We start from the raw sequence: 16,514 nt of genomic DNA, 5'->3' as shown, positions 1-16,514 counted from the left end.
GCTCACCCACGCCTGGCTCGCCGTCACCGCGAGGAAACACCGCGACCAGAACCCGCCGGCCGTCCCGCCGACGATGACCGCCGTGGGATACAAGCGTCTCCCCGGTGGCCTGCCGGTCGCCGAACAGCCGGAACCGGACAGGCGCATGATGACACCGTTCACCCTCAACGAGATCCGCCATGTCTTCGCCCTGTTCACCGAAGCCGTTCTCCCACCCGCCATGATCACCTGGTGGTCGGACTGGCGCCGCGGCCACCAGGCCCGCGCCCGCTACTACCACTACCAGACCCGGATCTACGCTGCCCAAAGCATCGCCCGGCAGGCAGCAGCCACATAAAGATCACTGGTGCTGTAGTACTAGGGCGGCTGTGGTCCAGGCCCTCCAAGCTGTGCCGGTGGCGGCGGTGAACGGTTTGTCGAGGAATGCCGTGGCGCCGCCCTGACCGTGTTGTTCCGGTGGCCGGCGGCCGGGCCTGCGGCGGTTTACCCCAAGGACTCCCTGGGGCCAGCCATACCCTCGGGATGCCTGTCGGCACCAATGCCACGAGTTCGCCGGGCTGGTTCGCTGGTCCCATGACGCAGGCAGTCGCGCTCCGCGACGTCCGGAAGGTGTACGGCCGCAGGTCGGCGACGGTGGCGGGACTCGACGGGGTGACCCTCGACTTCGGCCGCGGGACCTTCACCGCGGTGATGGGGCCCTCCGGCTCGGGCAAGTCCACCCTGCTGCAGTGCGCCGCCGGGCTGGACCGGCCGACCACGGGCGAGGTCCTCATCGACGGCGAGCCGATCGGCGGCCTGGACGAGACCGCGTTGACCCTGCTGCGTCGCGACCGGATCGGCTTCGTGTTCCAGGCGTTCAACCTCGTGCCGTCNCTGAGCGCCGAGCTCAACGTCGGTTTGCCGCTGCGGCTGGCCGGCCGTCGGCCGCGCCGCAGTGAGGTCCGCGACGTGCTGGCCGCCGTCGGCCTGGGCGGTCACGCACATCACCGCCCGGCCGAGCTGTCCGGCGGCCAGCAGCAGCGGGTGGCCTTGGCGCGTGCCCTGGTCACCCGGCCCTCGGTGCTGTTCGCCGACGAACCGACCGGCGCGCTGGACTCGGCGACCGGCCGGGAGGTCCTGGCGTTGCTGCGCGGGATGGTCGACCGGGACGGCCAGACGATCATCATGGTGACCCACGACCCGATCGCCGCCTCCTGGGCTGACCGGGTGGTCTTCCTCGCCGACGGCCGGGTCGCCGGCGAGCTGAACGATCCCACCCCGCAGACGGTCTCCGCCCGGGTGAACGGGCTCGAGGCCACCGCGTGCGCGCCATGCTGAGCCTCGCGTGGCACACGGTTCGCGCCCGATTCAGCAGCCTGGTTGGTACGTTCGTCGCGCTGGGGCTTGGTGTCGCCCTGCTCGCCGCGATGGCGCTGACCCTCGTCAGCACGCTCGGCGGGCCCGGCACCGGCCCGAGGTGGTACGTCACCCCGGATGTGGTCGTGGCGGGCGCCACGACGGTGAGTGTCACCACCGGCTCCGGCGACGACCGGGAGACCGAGACGGTGCGAACGCAGCGCTCGCGCGGGTTGCCCGCCGATCTCGTCGACCGGCTGTCCGCGATGTTCTCCTCGGCAACGGCGGCGACTACGGCAACGGCGGCGACTACGGCGACGGCGACGGCGGCGAGCCCGGTCCGCATGGTTGCGGATGCCGCGGCGTACGCGGTGGTGGCCGGTGCCCCGGGCGACACCGTCCACCCCTGGTCCGCCGCCGGGCTGCACAACTACACCTGGGTCGCGGGCGCGGCGCCGCGCACCGAGGGGGAGGTCGTGCTCAGCGGGCCTACCGCGCACCGTCCCGGTGATCAGGTCACCGTTCTGACGGCTCGGGGCGCCGAGACGTTCACCGTCAGCGGGGTGTTGCGAACCTCCGCACCGGCCGCGCTGTACATGGTCGACCGGGTCGTCACGGACCTTGCCGGCGGACGGATCGAGGCGGTCGCGCTGACCGCGGGCCCGGGCGAGTCGGTGCCGACGCTGGCCGACCAGGCTCGCGCAGCCGTCGGCGTCGGCGACGGCGACGCGGTACAGGTGCTGCGCGGCAACAGCCGAGCCCGCGCCGAGCCTGACCCGGACGCCGACCGGCGGGAGACCGCGATCGCCCTGCTGTCCGCGACCACCGGCCTGGCGGCCTTCGTCTCGATCTTCGTGGTGTCCGGGACGTTCACCTACGCGGTGGACGCTCGGCGTCGGGAGTTCGGGTTGCTGCGCGCCGCCGGCACGACGCCGCGCCAGGTCTTCCGGCTGGTGCTCGGTGAGGCGCTTGTCGTCGGGGTGCTCGCCGCGGCCGTCGGCGGCGCACTCGGCGCGATGCTCGCCCCCCGGTTCGCGCGATGGCTGGCCGGGACGGGGTTCACCCCGAGCGACTTCACCGCCCGGTTCGTCTTCTGGCCGGTCGCTGCGGCATTCGGGGTCGGGCTGGTCGTCGCGTTGCTCGGCGCCTGGCTGGCGGCGCGCCGCGCCGGGCGGGTGGCACCGATCGCCGCGCTGCGGGAAGCGGCCGTGGACCCCCGGCCGATGACCCTTGCGCGCGTCGTCGTCGGTCTCGCCGCCCTCGGCGGCTGCGTGCCGATGCTCGTGGCGATGTCAGCCGTCCATTCGTCAGACGCGATCGCCCTGGTCCTGCTGTCCGCGATGCTGCTGGTCGTGGCCTGCGCCATGTTCGCTCCGCTGGTCGTCCCGCCGGTGGTGCGGCTGCTCACCGCGCCGCTGGCCGCGTCGTCGGGTGGGGTGGTCCTGCTCGCCCGCCACAGCGCCGTCACCGCCGTCCGGCGAACCGCGGCCACGGCGGCGCCCGTCCTCGTGACCGTGGGCATCGCCAGCGCGACGCTCACCGGTTTCGGCACCCTCCAGGCCGCCACGCAGAGCGCCGCCCATGATCGGATCACGGCCGACGCCGTGGCCGTTCCCGGCGGCGGCGCCGGGCTCGCCGACCCGACGGTTGCCCGCCTTCGGGCCGTCCCCGGCGTCGCGGCCGCCATCCCGGTCACCGAGGACCCCGTCTACGTCAGCGCAGGAGGCGAACCCGAGGAGTGGACCGGTCGCTACGCAACCGGGGCGGATCTCGCCACCGTGCTCGACCTTCCCGTCGTCGACGGGAACCTGGCCGATCTCACCGGCACGGCGACGATCGCCGTTCCGGCCGGACGCTGGAAGCTGGGTGACACCGCCGAGATCTGGCTGGGCGATGCGACCCCGGTGCGGCTGCGCGTGGTCGCGGTGTTCGACCGCCAGCTCGATCTCGACGAGACCGTCCTGCTCCCGTGGGACCTGCGGCGCGGTCACGCAAGCCAGGTCGCCGACACCGTCTACCTGCGGTTCGCGGCCGACAGCGTTGTCACCGCGGGGGGCGCCACCGTAGGGGCCGCCCGCGCCGGGGCGGCGGCGATCGCCTCGGCTGGCGGCGCCACGGTGGTCGAAACCGACGACTACCTGTCGGCCGCCGGCGAGCAGGAGGCCCGTACCAACCGGCAGGGGGCGATCGCGATGCTCGGCATGGCGCTGGTCTACACCGGCATCGCGATCGCCAACACACTGGTCATGGCGACCAGAGACCGGGCGCGGGAGTTCGCGACCGTACGCCTGGCCGGTGCCACCCGCCGCCAGGTACTCGGCCTGGTCGGCATCGAGGCGGTCCTGGTCACCTGTGTCGGCGTTCTGCTCGCCGCTGTCGTCACCGCCGTCACCGCTGCGGGAGCCCGCCACGGTCTCGCCGACCTGGCGCCCTCCGTGCCGGTCGCCGTGCCGTGGCTGCCGCTGGGCGCCATCATCCTTGCCTGCCTGGCGACCGCCGTGCTGGCCAGCCTGGTTCCCGCCGCGCTGCTGCTGCGCCGCCCGCCCGCGGAGTTGGCCGGGGTCCGCGAATGACGCCCGATGACGCCCGATGACGCCCGCAGCCTCCGGCCGGTACTGAACCGTGAGTGAACCGTAGCTGGACCCCGGAGATGCAGGCTTGTAGTTGCAGGTTCACAAGTTGCACGGTCAATGAGTGGGGAGCCGACGCCGGAGGCCGGACAGCGACGGCAGCCACCAGAGCTGGCCGAGCACCCCAAGGGTGACTGGCTCGACACTCGGATGGGAAAGGTATGAAGGCGACATATGAGGCGCCGGCCCTCCAGGATCAGGGATCGTTCCGGAAGGCCACCGGCTTCATCGGCTTCTTCGGAGGCTGGGGCTGGGGTGGTTGGGGCGGCCACCGGCATCACTGGGGCCGCTGGGGCCACCGGGGCCACGGCGGTTGGGGTGGTTGGGGTGGTTGGGGCTGATAGCCCACCAGCCCACCAGCTCACCAGTCCGACATCATCAACCAGCAGGAACCGAGTGGCGACGAGCCGGCGAGCGGCCGTCGCCACTCGCCGTTTCCGGTCGCTGGGTCCGGCGGCGCCCTGGTCGACGTGGAAGCGATACCGGGCCCGCCGTCAACCGTTGATCTGTGCTTTGAGATCCCTGACGGGGAGTACCTGGGGTAGCTGCGGTGATTCCGTGTCCTGATGGCTGGCCTGGCCCGAGTCCTCGAGATAGAGCCCGGCCGCCACGCCGACGACTGCGTACTGGTTGGTGACGTCCTCGCCGTCGCGTGCGAACCTTTCCAGGAACAGGAGATAGGAGGATCCCGGCTTCAGGATGTCGTCCCCGCCGACGCCGCCGGTATCGGTCTGCCGTATTCGGATGGTGCTGGGCAACGTGCCGCGGATAACTTCCGTGACATGTACGTCGGTGATCGTGAATGGTATGCCGGAGATGACCGTGGTCTGGGTCCTGTCGGTCGCCTGAACTCGGACGATCGCGTCGGAGTCGGCTTTCAGCTCGGCGATGTTGTGGTAGCTCTTGACACGACTCGGCCCGGCAGGTGCGGTGGTGCTGCCACCCGCCGGCGAGGGGGAAGCCGAGGGTCCGGAACCCGAGCAGCCGACGATGCAGGCCAGGACAAGAAGAACGAGTGCACAGTGACGACCGGTCTGCCGGGGCATGCAAGCTCCATCGTGCTCAGGCGAGAAAACGGCGGCTGCCAGGGTACTTCCAAACCAAAAGTTACGCTGTTCTTTGCGGAAAGTTCTTCCAAGTCGGAAAACGCGCCGTCCCGCCGGCTCTAGGTTCACGGCATGAAGAAGCGCAGAATCTCGGCCGTCCTCGGCGCGGCCCTCCTCTGTTCCCTGGTCGGCATAGCGCCGAGCGCGTCGGCGGCGGGTCCCGGTGCGACCGCCCCCGTGCACGGAGTCACCCCCGTGCGTCCGTTGCACATTCTGCTCACCAACGACGATGGATGGCGGGGCACCGGAGGCTCCGACACCCCACTGATCGTCGCTCTGCGCGACGCCCTCAGGGCCGCCGGTCATGACGTCGTCGTCGTGGCACCCGGCACCGACCAGAGCGGCCAGGGCNGTCGTATCTCCGCACCCCCGCTGCAGCTTACGGTCGCCAAGCCCGAGCCATCGGTGTGGACGGTCACCCCGGGATCACCCTCGGACAGCGTGTTCTTCGCCTTCGACCAGGTCTTCACGAACGCCAAGCCCGACCTGGTCGTCTCCGGGATCAACCCCGGCAACAACCTCGGTCAGGCGGTCAACCACTCGGGCACCGTCAACGCGGCCGCGACCGCGCTCGAGTTCGGAGTGCCCGCGATCGCGGTCAGCCTGCAGACCTCGAGCACCTGGCGGGAGGGAACGGTCGTCGCCGCGAAGAGCTCGGCCGCCTACGTGGCGGATCTCGTCGCGCGGCTGGAAGGCCGGTCGCAGCACGGCGCGCTGATGCCCCCGGGAGTCGGTCTCAACGTCAACTACCCGCTCCTGGCCGGCCCCGTCGACCCCGCCACCGGCAAACCCGGTTCGGTGCTGCCCCCCAGAGGGGTCCGGCCCACCACGCTGGATACCGGCGTGGCCCTCGACCTTGGCTACACGCCGACCAGCGGGCAGGCGGGACAGCCGGGTACCTACACGATCGGGCTCACCCCGAACGACCAGGCGGCTCCCGCGGGTACCGACACCCGTGCCGTCCAGGACGGATACGTCAGCCTCACCCCACTGGAGGCGGACCGGGACGTGGACGGCTCCACCGAGAGCTGGCTCCACCGCATGCTCTGACGGTCGACATTCTCTCGGGCTTCGTGAACTCCCTCGTGCCCGGCGAACGTGCCAGATGTGCGACGACATTCGGGGCCGGTCCTGGGCAGAGGGGAGATGCGCGATGATCCGAGCGCTCCTTGTCACATGGTGACCACTCTGACCCGGATGGGTCTCGAGGGGCCTTCGGCCGAGGGCGCGGCCCGGGCTACCGCACTGGTCGCGGAGGCGGTGGCCTACGCCCGAGGCCTTGCTGACCTGAAGGAGGCGGGCTACCAGGCGGCGGCGGACCTCGACCGGCGGCTGACGGGTCGAGCCGCCCTCACGCTGGCGCTGGACACGCCGCGCGCGGCGCGACTGCTCGCAGAGTCGGAGGTGGTGCGCCGCACCCTCGCCACCGGCGCAGCGTCCGCCGCCGAGCAGTCCGCCGCGGACCGGGTGCGTGCGGCCTGTCACACGCTCGGGTTCGACCCGACGGCGCGCGACGCGCCAGGCCGGCTCGTCGGGGACCTGACCGTGGAACAGGTCGTCGCCGCGGCCGCGGCCGTCGGTCGGATGTCGCGGCTGGCCGACTCGCTCACCGACCGGGCCGCCCGGGTGGCGGCGAGGCGCTGGTCGGCCGCGCTGGCTGCCGGACCGTCCGTGGAGCGGGAATTCACGGCCATTCGCCGGCGACTCGACAGCGTGCTGACGCCGTCGGGACCGGGCGGTCCCGAGACGGACCCGTCCCGCCTCGCCGCACGCCTGCTGTCGGAGTCGGAGCTCGTCCACTGGCCGGTGCTCGCGGCGCGGCTCGCTCGCATCGGCGAGGCCAGCGGCCACGCGCGGATCGCCGCGATGGTGCGTACCGCGAAGGCCCGGCTGACCGACCAGCAGGCAGAGCGCCGCCGGCAGGCGAGCGTGCGTGGCGGCGTCGACCTGGCCGGTCGGATGGGCCGGGCGGCGAACCGCCGCCCGCCGGCCTGGCCGCTCGAGGCTCCCCGCGGCGAGACGCTGTCCTGGCTGCGCCGTCTGATCTGCGCGCCGCTGCACACCCCCGACGCGGAACGGGTGCTGGCCGCAAGGCTGGGCGCGGACCTGTTCGACCTGCGCAGACCACCCCCGGAGCCGGCCTTCCTCGCCGGCGTCGACATCGGGAACCTGCGGCCCGAGCATGTCGCGCCGTTCCTGCGCCGCATCAGCATGACCCGCCCCGTTCCGAGCGCCGAGGAGTTGTCGGAGGAATCCCTCGAGGCCGACCGCGGCGCTGTCAGCTGGGCGCGGCGCTCGGCGGACGAGCGGCGCTGGGGGCAGGCGGCCGACACCGGGGTGCCGCTGCTGCCGGAGGTGGTCGGAATACCGCATGTGGTGCACGGAATCTGGTTGGGCCAGCCGATGCCCGCGCGGACGGCCTTCCGCGACAACTACGGCGCGGCGGCCCGCCGGTACGCGGGCCAGGTCACCGTGGTGCTGTGGACGGATATCCCGCGTGCGCAGTGTGCGGCCGTCCTGGCCGAGCCCGCCCCCCCGGTCGGCGCGGACGACCCGCTCCGGTACGTCCGCACCCTGGCGACCTGGGCCCGTGACAACGACGTGGCGCTGGTCAACGTCGACGAGGTCTTCCACGCCGACCATCCGCTGTACCTGCGTCCGCAGTACGTCCTGGAAATGGCGAAGCAGCGTCCCCGCGGCTACACGAGCGCGACCGATCATCTGCGGGTGGAACTCGTCCACACCTTCGGGGGTCTCTACATCGACGGCGACATCCGGTTCGACGCCGGATCACCGGAAGGCGGGCACCCCGGCTCGGTCCCCGAGCTGCTCGCGGCCGTCGCCGCCTCCACCTGTGGCTTCACCCTGAACATCCTGTCGATCGACATCGGCATCAGCAACGACCTGATCGTCGGATCCGCCCGCCATCCGGCGCTGCGCCTGTGGATGGAATGTGCCAGGCTCAACTACTTCCCTCTGCAGCGGGAGATTGTCGGCGGACTCGGGATGATGGCGCGGCCCTACGTCGGAGCCTCCCACCAGGGGCTGCGCCACCTCGCCCCGCACCGCACGGGACGGGTCCACCACGTCCCCCTCGAGCTGCTGGGCATCACCCGCGACGACCTCACCCCCACCGGGGGAGCCGTCATCACCACCAACGAGATCACCTGGGTGCCCCGCGGGCGGGAACGAGTCGAGTTCGACGTGACCGGCGCCGATCCCGCCGATCCGGCCACCCGGGACGAGGTGCTGACGCGGACGATGGGGCTCGTGACGTTCCTGCTCTGGCAGCTCGTAGCCAGGGAGGGCAACCTGTATCTGTCGGCGGTGGAGCCCGTCGTCCTCGCCCTGCCGGACCCGGACGCGGTCTGGATCGCCCTGCTGGGTTTCCTCGCCGCTGCCAACGCCGCGCGCGTGCTCGTCACGTCGGTCACCGACCACCGCCGCGGTGAGGACGGCACCCTCGAATACGTCCGGCTACCCCGCGAGGCGGAGGCGTTCCTGGATCGGGAGGCCAGTCCGCCGTCCTGGTTCGGCAGCGAGCTGGCCGAAGGCGACCGGCCGATGTGGCTCCTCGACGAGGCCGTCACCCCCGTCGCCCTGCGCACGCCGTCGGCGGCAGCCGCGGTGCTCGCCGGCCGGGCATGATCCGGACCGTTCGGGAGCTTCCTTGCCCTCAAGGCAGGCCGAAAACTGATGCGACGCGGGGGGATTGTCTGAGCAAGACTGTTCAGTCGTGCTGCTGACCATCGCCACGACGCACCCGCCGGCCCGCGACCTCGGGTTTCTGCTGCACAAGCATCCGGACCGGGTGCACTCGTTCACCGAGCCGATGGGCACGGCGCATGTGTTCTACCCGGAGACGACCGGCGACAGGTGTACCGTCGCCCTCCTGCTCGAGGTGGATCCGGTCAGACTCGTGCGCGGACGCGCCGGGCCGGCGGGGGAGGGGNTCGCGCTCACCCAGTACGTCAACGACCGGCCGTACGCCGCGTCGAGCATGCTCGCAATGGCGCTCAAGGACGTCTTCCGCACGGCCATGACCGGCCGGTGCGACGCGCGACCGGAGCTCGCCGCCACGGCCATCCCGCTGGAGATCCACGTGCCGGCGGTCGCCTCCCGAGCGGGCTCGGACCTGCCGCGTCGCCTGTTCGAGCCGCTCGGCTGGCAGGTGGCGGTGGCGACCGGCCCGCTCGATCCCGACGTTCCCGAGTGGGGCGAGTCGCCCTACCTCGACGTCCGGCTGCGCGGGACGGTCCGGCTCGCCGAGGCGCTCAACCACCTGTACGTCCTGTTGCCGGTCCTGGACGACGCGAAGCACTACCGGGTCGGCGGTGACGAGGTCGACAAGCTGCTACGGGCCGGTGCCGACTGGCTGCCGAGCCATCCGGAGTCCGAGCTCATTGCCCGCCGTTATCTGTCCCATCGCCGCGAGCTGACCCGTTCGGCACTGGCCCGCCTCGCCGAGGTGGACGACACCGAGCCCGAGCAGCTCGACGACGCCCTCGCCGGCGCCGTCGACCTGGACCCGCCGGACCGTCCGCTCTCCCTGGCCGAGCAGCGCCGCGGCGCGGTGCTGGCCGTGCTGCGGTCGCATGCCGCCCGCCGGGTCGGCGACCTCGGCTGCGGCGAGGGTCTGCTGGCCCGGGACCTGCTCGGGGAGGGGACCATCGAGCACGTCGTCGCCGCGGACGTGTCCGCGCGGGCGCTGCGCATCGCGGGGAGTCGGCTGGGGGTGGAACGGATGAGCGACTCCCAGCGGGCCCGCCTCACCCTGATCCAGTCCTCGCTGACCTACCGGGACGAGCGGTTGACCGGACTGGACGCGGCGGTGCTGATGGAGGTCGTGGAGCACGTCGACCCGTCGCGGCTCGGCGCCCTGGAGGCGACCGTCTTCGGGTACGCCGCTCCTGCCCTGGTGCTCGTCACCACCCCGAACGTGGAGCACAACGTCCGCTTCGCCACGCTGCCCGCGGGGGCGATGCGCCACCGGGACCACCGCTTCGAGTGGTCCCGGGCGCAGTTGCGCGCCTGGGCCGGGCGGGTGGCCGCCGAGCACGGCTACACCGTCCGTCACCTGCCGGTCGGACCGGACGACCCGGAGGTCGGGCCGCCGACGCAGTTGGCCGTCTTCAGCCGGGCGGTGGCCGCATGACGCCCGACCGCACCGAGCCGTCGCCGTCGCCGTTGCCGTTGCCGTTGCCGTCGCCGCGTCAGCTCGCCGTTCCCGCGCTCAGCCTGGTCGTGCTGGTCGGGGCGAGCGGCTCAGGGAAGTCCACGTTCGCGCGGACGCACTTCCGGGCCACCGAGGTGATCTCGTCCGACTTCTGCCGCGGACTGGTCGCCGATGATGAGAACGACCAGTCCGCGACGCCGGAGGCGTTCGAGCTGCTGCGCTACATCGCCGGCAAGCGCCTGGCGGCCGGTCGGCTGACGGTGATCGACGCCACCAACGTCCAGCCGGACGCGCGCCGCCCGCTGGTCACCCTTGCCCGCGAGCACGACGTGCTGCCGGTCGCGATCGTCCTCGACGTGCCCGAGGGGGTGTGCGCGGCACGCAACGCCAGCCGCGCGGATCGCGACTTCGGGCCGCACGTCCTGCGCCGCCAGCGCGACCAGCTCCGGCGCGGGCTGCGGGGGCTGTCGCGCGAGGGGTTCCGCACCGTCCACCTGCTGCGCGGCGAAGGCGAGATCGCGGACGTCGGCATCACCCGGACACCGCTGTTCAACGACCTGCGGCACGAGACCGGCCCGTTCGACGTCATCGGTGACATCCACGGCTGCCGCGCGGAGCTGGAGGCGCTGCTGGACCGACTCGGCTACACGCTGGGTCGGGACGAGGCGGGCCGAGCGGTCGGCGCCGCGCACCGCGACGGCCGTCGAGTGATCTTCGTGGGTGATCTCGTCGACCGCGGCCCGGACACCCCGGGGGTGCTGCGGCTGGTGATGGGGATGGTCGCCGCCGGCGCGGCGTTCTGCGTGCCGGGCAACCACGAGAACAAGCTGCTGCGAGCGCTGCGCGGTCGGGACGTGCGCATCGGCCACGGCCTGGCCGAGTCGCTCGCGCAGCTCGCGACGGAGCCGGCGCCGTTCCGGGCGCAGGTCGAACGCTTCCTCGACGGGCTGATCTCCCACTACGTGCTCGACGGCGGCGGGCTGGTCGTCGCGCACGCCGGCCTGCCCGAGCGCTACCACGGCCGCGCCTCCGGGCGGGTCCGCGAGCTCTGCCTGTACGGGGAGACGACCGGGGAGAGCGACGAGTACGGCCTGCCGGTGCGCCACCCGTGGGCGCAGGAGTATCGGGGAAAGGCGACGGTGCTCTACGGCCACACGCCCGTGCCGACCCCGGAGTGGGTGAACAACACCCTCTGCGTCGACACCGGGTGCGTCTTCGGCGGGAGCCTGTCGGCCCTGCGCTATCCGGAACGTGAGCTCGTCGCGGTGCCGGCGGCCGAGGTCTACTGGGCACCGGCGCGGCCGTTCCCGGCCAACCCCGAGGCCGCGGACGCCGCCGAGTGGCCCGCGGCGGGATCCGTCGCGGTGGGCCGCCGGGATCCCGAGGTCCTGGACCTCACCGACGTGCTGGGCACCCGGGTCGTCGAGACGCGCCACCAGAAGCGGATCAGCGTGCGGGAGGGGAACGCGGCCGCCGCCCTGGAGGTGATGAGCCGGTTCGCGATCGACCCGCGGTGGCTGCTCCACCTGCCGCCGACGATGAGCCCGGTGGCCACCTCCACCGTCGCGGACCTGCTCGAACACCCCGACCAGGCCTTCGAGGCCTACCGCGACGCCGGCGTCGCCGCGGTGGTCTGCGAGGAGAAGCACATGGGCTCGCGGGCGGTCGCGCTGGTGTGCCGGTCGCTCGACGCGGCGCGGGGCCGCTTCGGCGCGCCCGACGACCGGGCCGGCGCGGTGTGGACCCGCACCGGGCGGCCGTTCTTCCCCGGCGAGCTCACCGCGGAGCTCGTCGACCGGCTGCGCGCCGCCGCCGAGGCGGCCGGGCTGTTCGACGAGCTCGACACCTCCTGGCTGCTGCTCGACGCCGAACTGCTGCCCTGGAGCGCCAAGGCCGGGCAGCTCCTGCGCGAGCNGTACGCCGCGGTCGGCGCGGCGGCGCGGGCGTCCCTGCCGGTCGCGGTGGACCTGCTCGAGCAGGCGGCTCGGGGCGGTCGGGAGGTGGGCGACCTGCTGATCCGAACCCGATCCCGGGCGGCGAACGCGGCCGCCTTCGGCGCCGCCTACCGGCGCTACCAGTGGCCCACCGACGGCCTGCGCGGGGTTCGGATCGCCCCCTTCCAGGTGCTGGCGAGCGAGGGCGCGGCCCACCACGGGCGGCCGCACGCCTGGCACCTCGACCTCGCCGACCGGCTGGTGGCCGCCGATCCCGACCTGGTCGCGCCGACCCGGCGGATCTTCGTCGACACCACCGAGCCGGAGTCGGTCGCGGCGGCGACCGCGTGGTGGACCGAGCTGACCGCGGCGGGCGGGGAGGGGATGGTCGTCAAGCCCGCGGCCAACCTGACCGTCGGCCGCCGCGGCATCGTCCAGCCGGGGCTGAAGGTGCGCGGCCGGGAGTACCTGCGGATCATCTACGGCCCGGACTACACCGAGCCCGCCAACCTGGAACGCCTGCGGGAACGCGGCCTTGGGCACAAGCGCTCGCTGGCGCAGCGTGAATACGCCCTCGGGCTGGAGGCGCTCGACCGTCTCGCGCTCGGCGAACCGCTCTGGCGGGTGCACGAATGCGTCTTCGCCGTGCTCGCCCTGGAATCCGAGCCGGTCGACCCGCGGCTGTGAGCCCAGCCTGCTGATCAGCATTGGTCTTCGGGTCGGCTGCCGCGGTGGGGCTCGGGATTGAGGAGGGCGTGGATCGAGTCGATGAGGCTGAGTCGGCCGCTGCCGGGGGTGTGGATGGCGGTGGGGGTGTCCGGGCAGGGTCGTGGTCAGGTGGGACGGTCAGGGTGTGTTCGGGGGCCATCAGCCCGGGGGCCTGCCGGTCGAGGAACCCGTCGGCCAACGCGACCAGCGCCTCGGCGTCCCGCTGACGATCCCGCGCCCGGACCACGCTCTCCCCGTCCCCGGGCACCTCACCGGCCTCGGCGCCGGCATCACCGGCCTGGGCAGCACCGGTGGTGTCGAGGGGGCTGGTGGTGTCCAGGCTCGCCCGGGCCGCGTCCAACGCCGCGATCAGCCGAGCACCGTCGTCCGGAGAAAGAACCGCGCTCACGCGCAGCGTCCCGTCGTCGTCGTACTGCCACGCCAGCCGCGGCGCCGACCGGCGGGTCCGCTCCTGCCCGCGGGCCTGCCGGGCACACCGGACCAGCCGCTCGATCTGCCCGGCGGTGCAGTACCGGGCATGGGTCAACCACACCCGCTCGGATTCCTCCTCCGCGATACGCGTCACCGCCCGGACCTTCGCATACGACAGGGTGCCCGCGGCGAACGCGGCGCGGATCGCGGGCAGACGCTCCAACGCATGCCCGGTCGCCACATGCTCCCGCGCGGTCCGCAGGCCGATCCCGCACCGCCACGACAGCCAGTGCGCGCACGAGGCCATCCCCATCCCCGACCAGCCCTCCCGCCGATCGAACGCCGCCACCGCCAGCAGCCAGGCACACGTCGCCGCCGCGATCCGCCCCGCCCACCGGTAGATCACCTCCTCCACTCATGGAATGCGGCGGAACCTGAACCGGCCGGCAGCAGACCCGGAAACCGCGCGTGGAAGCCACCCGGGCAACCCAAAAGACGATCTTGATGTTCCGCGGAACCGGCACCGACCCGGGCCCCCAGCCAGAAGGCGAATGTTCGCGGGGGGACCGGGAACCAGCCGGAGCCAGGTGGCGGTGATCGGTCGCGTCGACTGGGTCAGTCGGTCGCGTCGACCTCGGTGGGTGTCGCGTCTGATCCTGCGCGGAGATGGCCGGCGCCGTCGAGGCTTCTGGTGTCGATCAGGTCGCGGACCCGGCGGACGAAGTCGGCCAGCGGCATGGACGTCTCCTGGCCGGACCGGTCCCGCACCGAGACGCTGCCCTCCTCGACCTCGCGCCGACCGACGACGACGATCAGCGGGATCTTGCGGGTGACCGCGGTGCGCACCCGGGCCGGGAGCCGGCCGTCGCTGGCATCGACGTCGACGCGCACGTCCGCGTCGAGCAGCGCCTGACTCACCGTCTCGGCATACTCGTCGAGCTCCGGCATGATCGGGATCACTCGGACCTGCTCCGGGGCCAGCCAGACCGGGAAGGCGCCGCCGAAGTGTTCGGTGAGGAACGCGACGAATCGCTCGTGCGAGCCCAGCGGCGCCCGGTGGATGACGACGACCTGCTTGTCGGTCCCGTCGGCGTCGTGGTACTTCAGGTCGAAGCGCTGCGGCGTGTAGAGGTCGACCTGGTTCGTCGAGGCGGCGAACTCCTTGCCGGTCACCGAGCGGATGATGAAGTCGACCTTCGGGCCGTAGTGCGCCGCGCCGCCGAGTTCCTCGACGTACGGGATGCCGGACTCGTCCATCGCCTCACGGGTGATCCGCTCGGCGTCCTCCCACATCTGCGCGTCGTCGTGGTACTTCGTCGTGTTCGCCGGGTCCCGCAGCGCGAGGACCATGTAGAAGTCGGTGATCCCGAGCGCCCGGTAGTACTCGTCATGCATCCGCATGACCTCGAGGAACTGCTCCTTGGCCTGGTCGCGGGTGCAGTAGATGTGGGCGTCGTTCTGGGTGAAGCCGCGGGCCCGCATCAGGCCGTGCAACTGGCCGCTGCGCTCGAACCGGTACACCGTCCCGTACTCGGCGATCTTGTAGGGGAGCTCGCGGTAGCTCTTCGGTCGGGCCTTGTACACCATGTGGTGGTGCGGGCAGTTCATCGGCTTGAGGTAGTAGTTCTCGCCCTCGATCTGGATCGGGGCGTAGAGGTCCTCGCTGTAGTACGGCAGATGCCCGGACAGGAAGTAGAGGTCCTCCTGGGTGATGTGCGGCGTGACGACCCGGCGGTAGCCGAGGCGCCGCTCGGTCTGGCGGGCCCAGCCCTCCAGCTCGTCGCGGATGATCGTCCCATTGGGCAGCCACAGGGGCAGCCCCTTGCCGATCTCCGGGCTGAACGCGAACAGGTCGAGATCCTCGCCGATCCTGCGGTGGTCCCGCTTGGCGGCCTCCGCCAGCGCGGCCAGGTACTCCTTGAGCGCCGGCCGGGTCGGCCACGCGGTCCCGTAGATCCGCTGGAGCTGGGGGTTCTTCTCGTCACCGCGCCAGTAGGCGGCCGAGTTGCGCAGCAGTGCGAACGCGGGGATCAGATGGGTGGATGGCAGGTGCGGGCCGCGGCACAGATCGGTCCAGACGACCTCCCCGCTGCGCGGGTCGACGTTGTCGTACATCGTCAGCTCGCCGCTGCCGACCTCGGTGGCCGCCGCGCCCGACGCCTCCCCCTTGATGTCGACGAGCTCCAGCTTGAAGGGCTCGGCGGACAGCTCGTCGCGCGCCGCCTCCCGCGAGGTCAGCACGCGGCGGCGGAACCGCTGGCCCTGCTTGACGATCTCCTTCATCCGGGCCTGGATGCGTTCGAGGTCCTCGGCCTGGAACGGCTTGGGCACGTCGAAGTCGTAGTAGAAGCCGTTCTCGATCGGCGGCCCGATGCCGAGCCGGGCCTCGTCGAAGAGGTCCTGCACCGCCTGGGCCATCACGTGCGCCGTCGAGTGCCGCAGCACCGCGAGACCGTCCGGGCTCGACATCGGCACCGCCGTCACCTCGGTGTCCACCTCCGGCACCGCGGTGAGGTCGCGCAGCGTGCCGCCAGCGTCGCGGACGACCACGATCGCGTTCGGGCCTGACATCGTCAGGCCGGCGGCCTTCACCGCCTCCGCAAAGCTGCTACCGGCTGGAGCGGACACTCGCTCCTCGGGCACCGCGGGCATACGTGCCGACATGGCCGCCTCTCAAGATCCTCAATGCTCTGCCTTCCTCCGATTGATCGTAGTCGCCCGCGCCAGACGCGCCGACGCACCCGCCCGGGCGCCGGACGTTCCTTCGGGGGGCCTCATCCGGGGCGCTCTTCACCGAATTGCCCGCCCTGCGGTCCGAACCCGGTAGCGCGCTCCCGGGTGGCAGAGCGTGATTCCGAAAACTGATATTCCCGCTTCGGGGCGGAGTCGCCGGAAATCCTCTCGGGAGAACCCGGATATTGATCGCGGAATCAGCCGTGGACTGAAGATCTAAGCCGTCGCAATCCCGCACGCATCGTCCACCCGGCCGTGACGCCGGCCCGGGAATGCGGCTCGCCGGGGCGCCTTCGCCGCGCGGGGCGCACCGGGACCTGGTGCAGGCAGGCCTCCGAGGCTGGCGGCCCACCGCCGTGAAACGCCGACGAGGTCGCACGGCCCCTGGCTCGGCACGGCCCCTGGCTCGGCACGGCCCCTGGATCGGCGCGGGGGCTCGGCGGGCCGTACCCGTCCAGGC

Annotated in this window: 9 protein-coding genes and 6 pseudogenes; 13 read left to right on the top strand and 2 right to left on the bottom strand. The window is 72.2% G+C overall.

Annotation, left to right across the window (positions count from 1 at the left end; translation table 11 throughout):
* From UK82_RS23875 to UK82_RS31850, 5 genes and pseudogenes are all read left to right on the top strand, one after another.
* A pseudogene (locus UK82_RS23875) lies at positions 1 to 337 on the top strand (IS701 family transposase); the annotation flags it as partial.
* Between the two features lie 236 nt (positions 338 to 573).
* Positions 574 to 872, top strand: a pseudogene (locus UK82_RS41685) (ATP-binding cassette domain-containing protein); the annotation flags it as partial.
* Between the two features lies 1 nt (position 873).
* Positions 874 to 1,317 (top strand): ABC transporter ATP-binding protein (locus tag UK82_RS39865; protein WP_236706361.1); only part of this gene is annotated, 444 nt, incomplete at its 5' end.
* Entirely contained in the window at positions 1,311 to 3,908 is a 2,598-nt protein-coding gene (locus UK82_RS23865; protein WP_055409452.1) for an FtsX-like permease family protein, read from the top strand. The genes UK82_RS39865 and UK82_RS23865, both read left to right, overlap by 7 nt.
* 218 nt (positions 3,909 to 4,126) lie before the next feature.
* Complete coding sequence (locus tag UK82_RS31850) at positions 4,127 to 4,306, top strand: keywimysin-related RiPP (protein WP_082121885.1); 180 nt, start codon at positions 4,127 to 4,129, stop codon at positions 4,304 to 4,306.
* Between the two features lie 153 nt (positions 4,307 to 4,459).
* Here the strand turns inward: UK82_RS31850 and UK82_RS23860 are convergent, their stop codons facing one another.
* On the bottom strand, positions 4,460 to 5,011 hold the full coding sequence (locus tag UK82_RS23860; RefSeq protein ID WP_044885297.1) for a hypothetical protein: 552 nt from the start codon (positions 5,009 to 5,011) through the stop codon (positions 4,460 to 4,462).
* Between the two features lie 132 nt (positions 5,012 to 5,143).
* On the opposite strand from UK82_RS23860, the pseudogene UK82_RS39860 reads away from it, so the two are divergent.
* The 8 genes and pseudogenes from UK82_RS39860 to UK82_RS43235 form a co-directional block, all read left to right on the top strand.
* Positions 5,144 to 5,422, top strand: a pseudogene (locus tag UK82_RS39860) (5'/3'-nucleotidase SurE); the annotation flags it as partial.
* Between the two features lies 1 nt (position 5,423).
* Positions 5,424 to 6,121, top strand: a 698-nt coding sequence (gene surE / locus UK82_RS23855) for a 5'/3'-nucleotidase SurE (protein ID WP_236706360.1), incomplete at its 5' end; no start/stop codon positions are given.
* 126 nt (positions 6,122 to 6,247) lie between these two features.
* Entirely contained in the window at positions 6,248 to 8,719 is a 2,472-nt protein-coding gene (locus UK82_RS23850) for a hypothetical protein (protein WP_055409440.1), read from the top strand.
* 88 nt (positions 8,720 to 8,807) lie between these two features.
* Positions 8,808 to 9,023 (top strand): annotated as a pseudogene (locus UK82_RS39855) (3' terminal RNA ribose 2'-O-methyltransferase Hen1); the annotation flags it as partial.
* A 1-nt stretch (position 9,024) separates the two neighbouring features.
* On the top strand, positions 9,025 to 10,226 hold a 1,202-nt coding region (locus tag UK82_RS23845; RefSeq protein ID WP_236706359.1), incomplete at its 5' end, for a 3' terminal RNA ribose 2'-O-methyltransferase Hen1.
* Positions 10,223 to 12,161: pseudogene (locus UK82_RS23840) on the top strand (polynucleotide kinase-phosphatase); the annotation flags it as partial. The gene UK82_RS23845 and the pseudogene UK82_RS23840, both read left to right, overlap by 4 nt.
* Position 12,162: 1 nt before the next feature.
* Positions 12,163 to 12,868 (top strand): annotated as a pseudogene (locus UK82_RS39850) (polynucleotide kinase-phosphatase); the annotation flags it as partial.
* Positions 12,869 to 13,221: 353 nt separating this feature from the next.
* The gene (locus tag UK82_RS43235; protein WP_396230629.1) at positions 13,222 to 13,722 is read left to right on the top strand and encodes a hypothetical protein; all 501 of its coding nucleotides are present in this window, start codon (positions 13,222 to 13,224) and stop codon (positions 13,720 to 13,722) included.
* Positions 13,723 to 13,936: 214 nt separating this feature from the next.
* Here the strand turns inward: UK82_RS43235 and thrS are convergent, their stop codons facing one another.
* Positions 13,937 to 15,985: a threonine--tRNA ligase gene (gene thrS / locus UK82_RS23830; RefSeq protein ID WP_055409432.1), complete on the bottom strand. Its 2,049-nt coding sequence runs from the start codon at positions 15,983 to 15,985 to the stop codon at positions 13,937 to 13,939.
* Positions 15,986 to 16,514 lie beyond the last annotated feature (529 nt).

The organism is Frankia sp. ACN1ag (assembly GCF_001414035.1).
Lineage (GTDB): Bacteria > Actinomycetota > Actinomycetes > Frankiales > Frankiaceae > Frankia > Frankia torreyi.
This window is presented reverse-complemented; position numbering and strand designations above follow the sequence as displayed.

Bases quoted from the DNA above. Each gene is read 5' to 3' on its own strand.
- UK82_RS23860 (WP_044885297.1), bottom strand. From the start codon at position 5,011: ATGCCCCGGCAGACCGGTCGTCACTGTGCACTCGTTCTTCTTGTCCTG.
- thrS (WP_055409432.1), bottom strand. From the start codon at position 15,985: ATGTCGGCACGTATGCCCGCGGTGCCCGAGGAGCGAGTGTCCGCTCCA.
- UK82_RS23865 (WP_055409452.1), top strand. From the start codon at position 1,311: ATGCTGAGCCTCGCGTGGCACACGGTTCGCGCCCGATTCAGCAGCCTG.
- UK82_RS31850 (WP_082121885.1), top strand. From the start codon at position 4,127: ATGAAGGCGACATATGAGGCGCCGGCCCTCCAGGATCAGGGATCGTTC.
- UK82_RS23850 (WP_055409440.1), top strand. From the start codon at position 6,248: ATGGTGACCACTCTGACCCGGATGGGTCTCGAGGGGCCTTCGGCCGAG.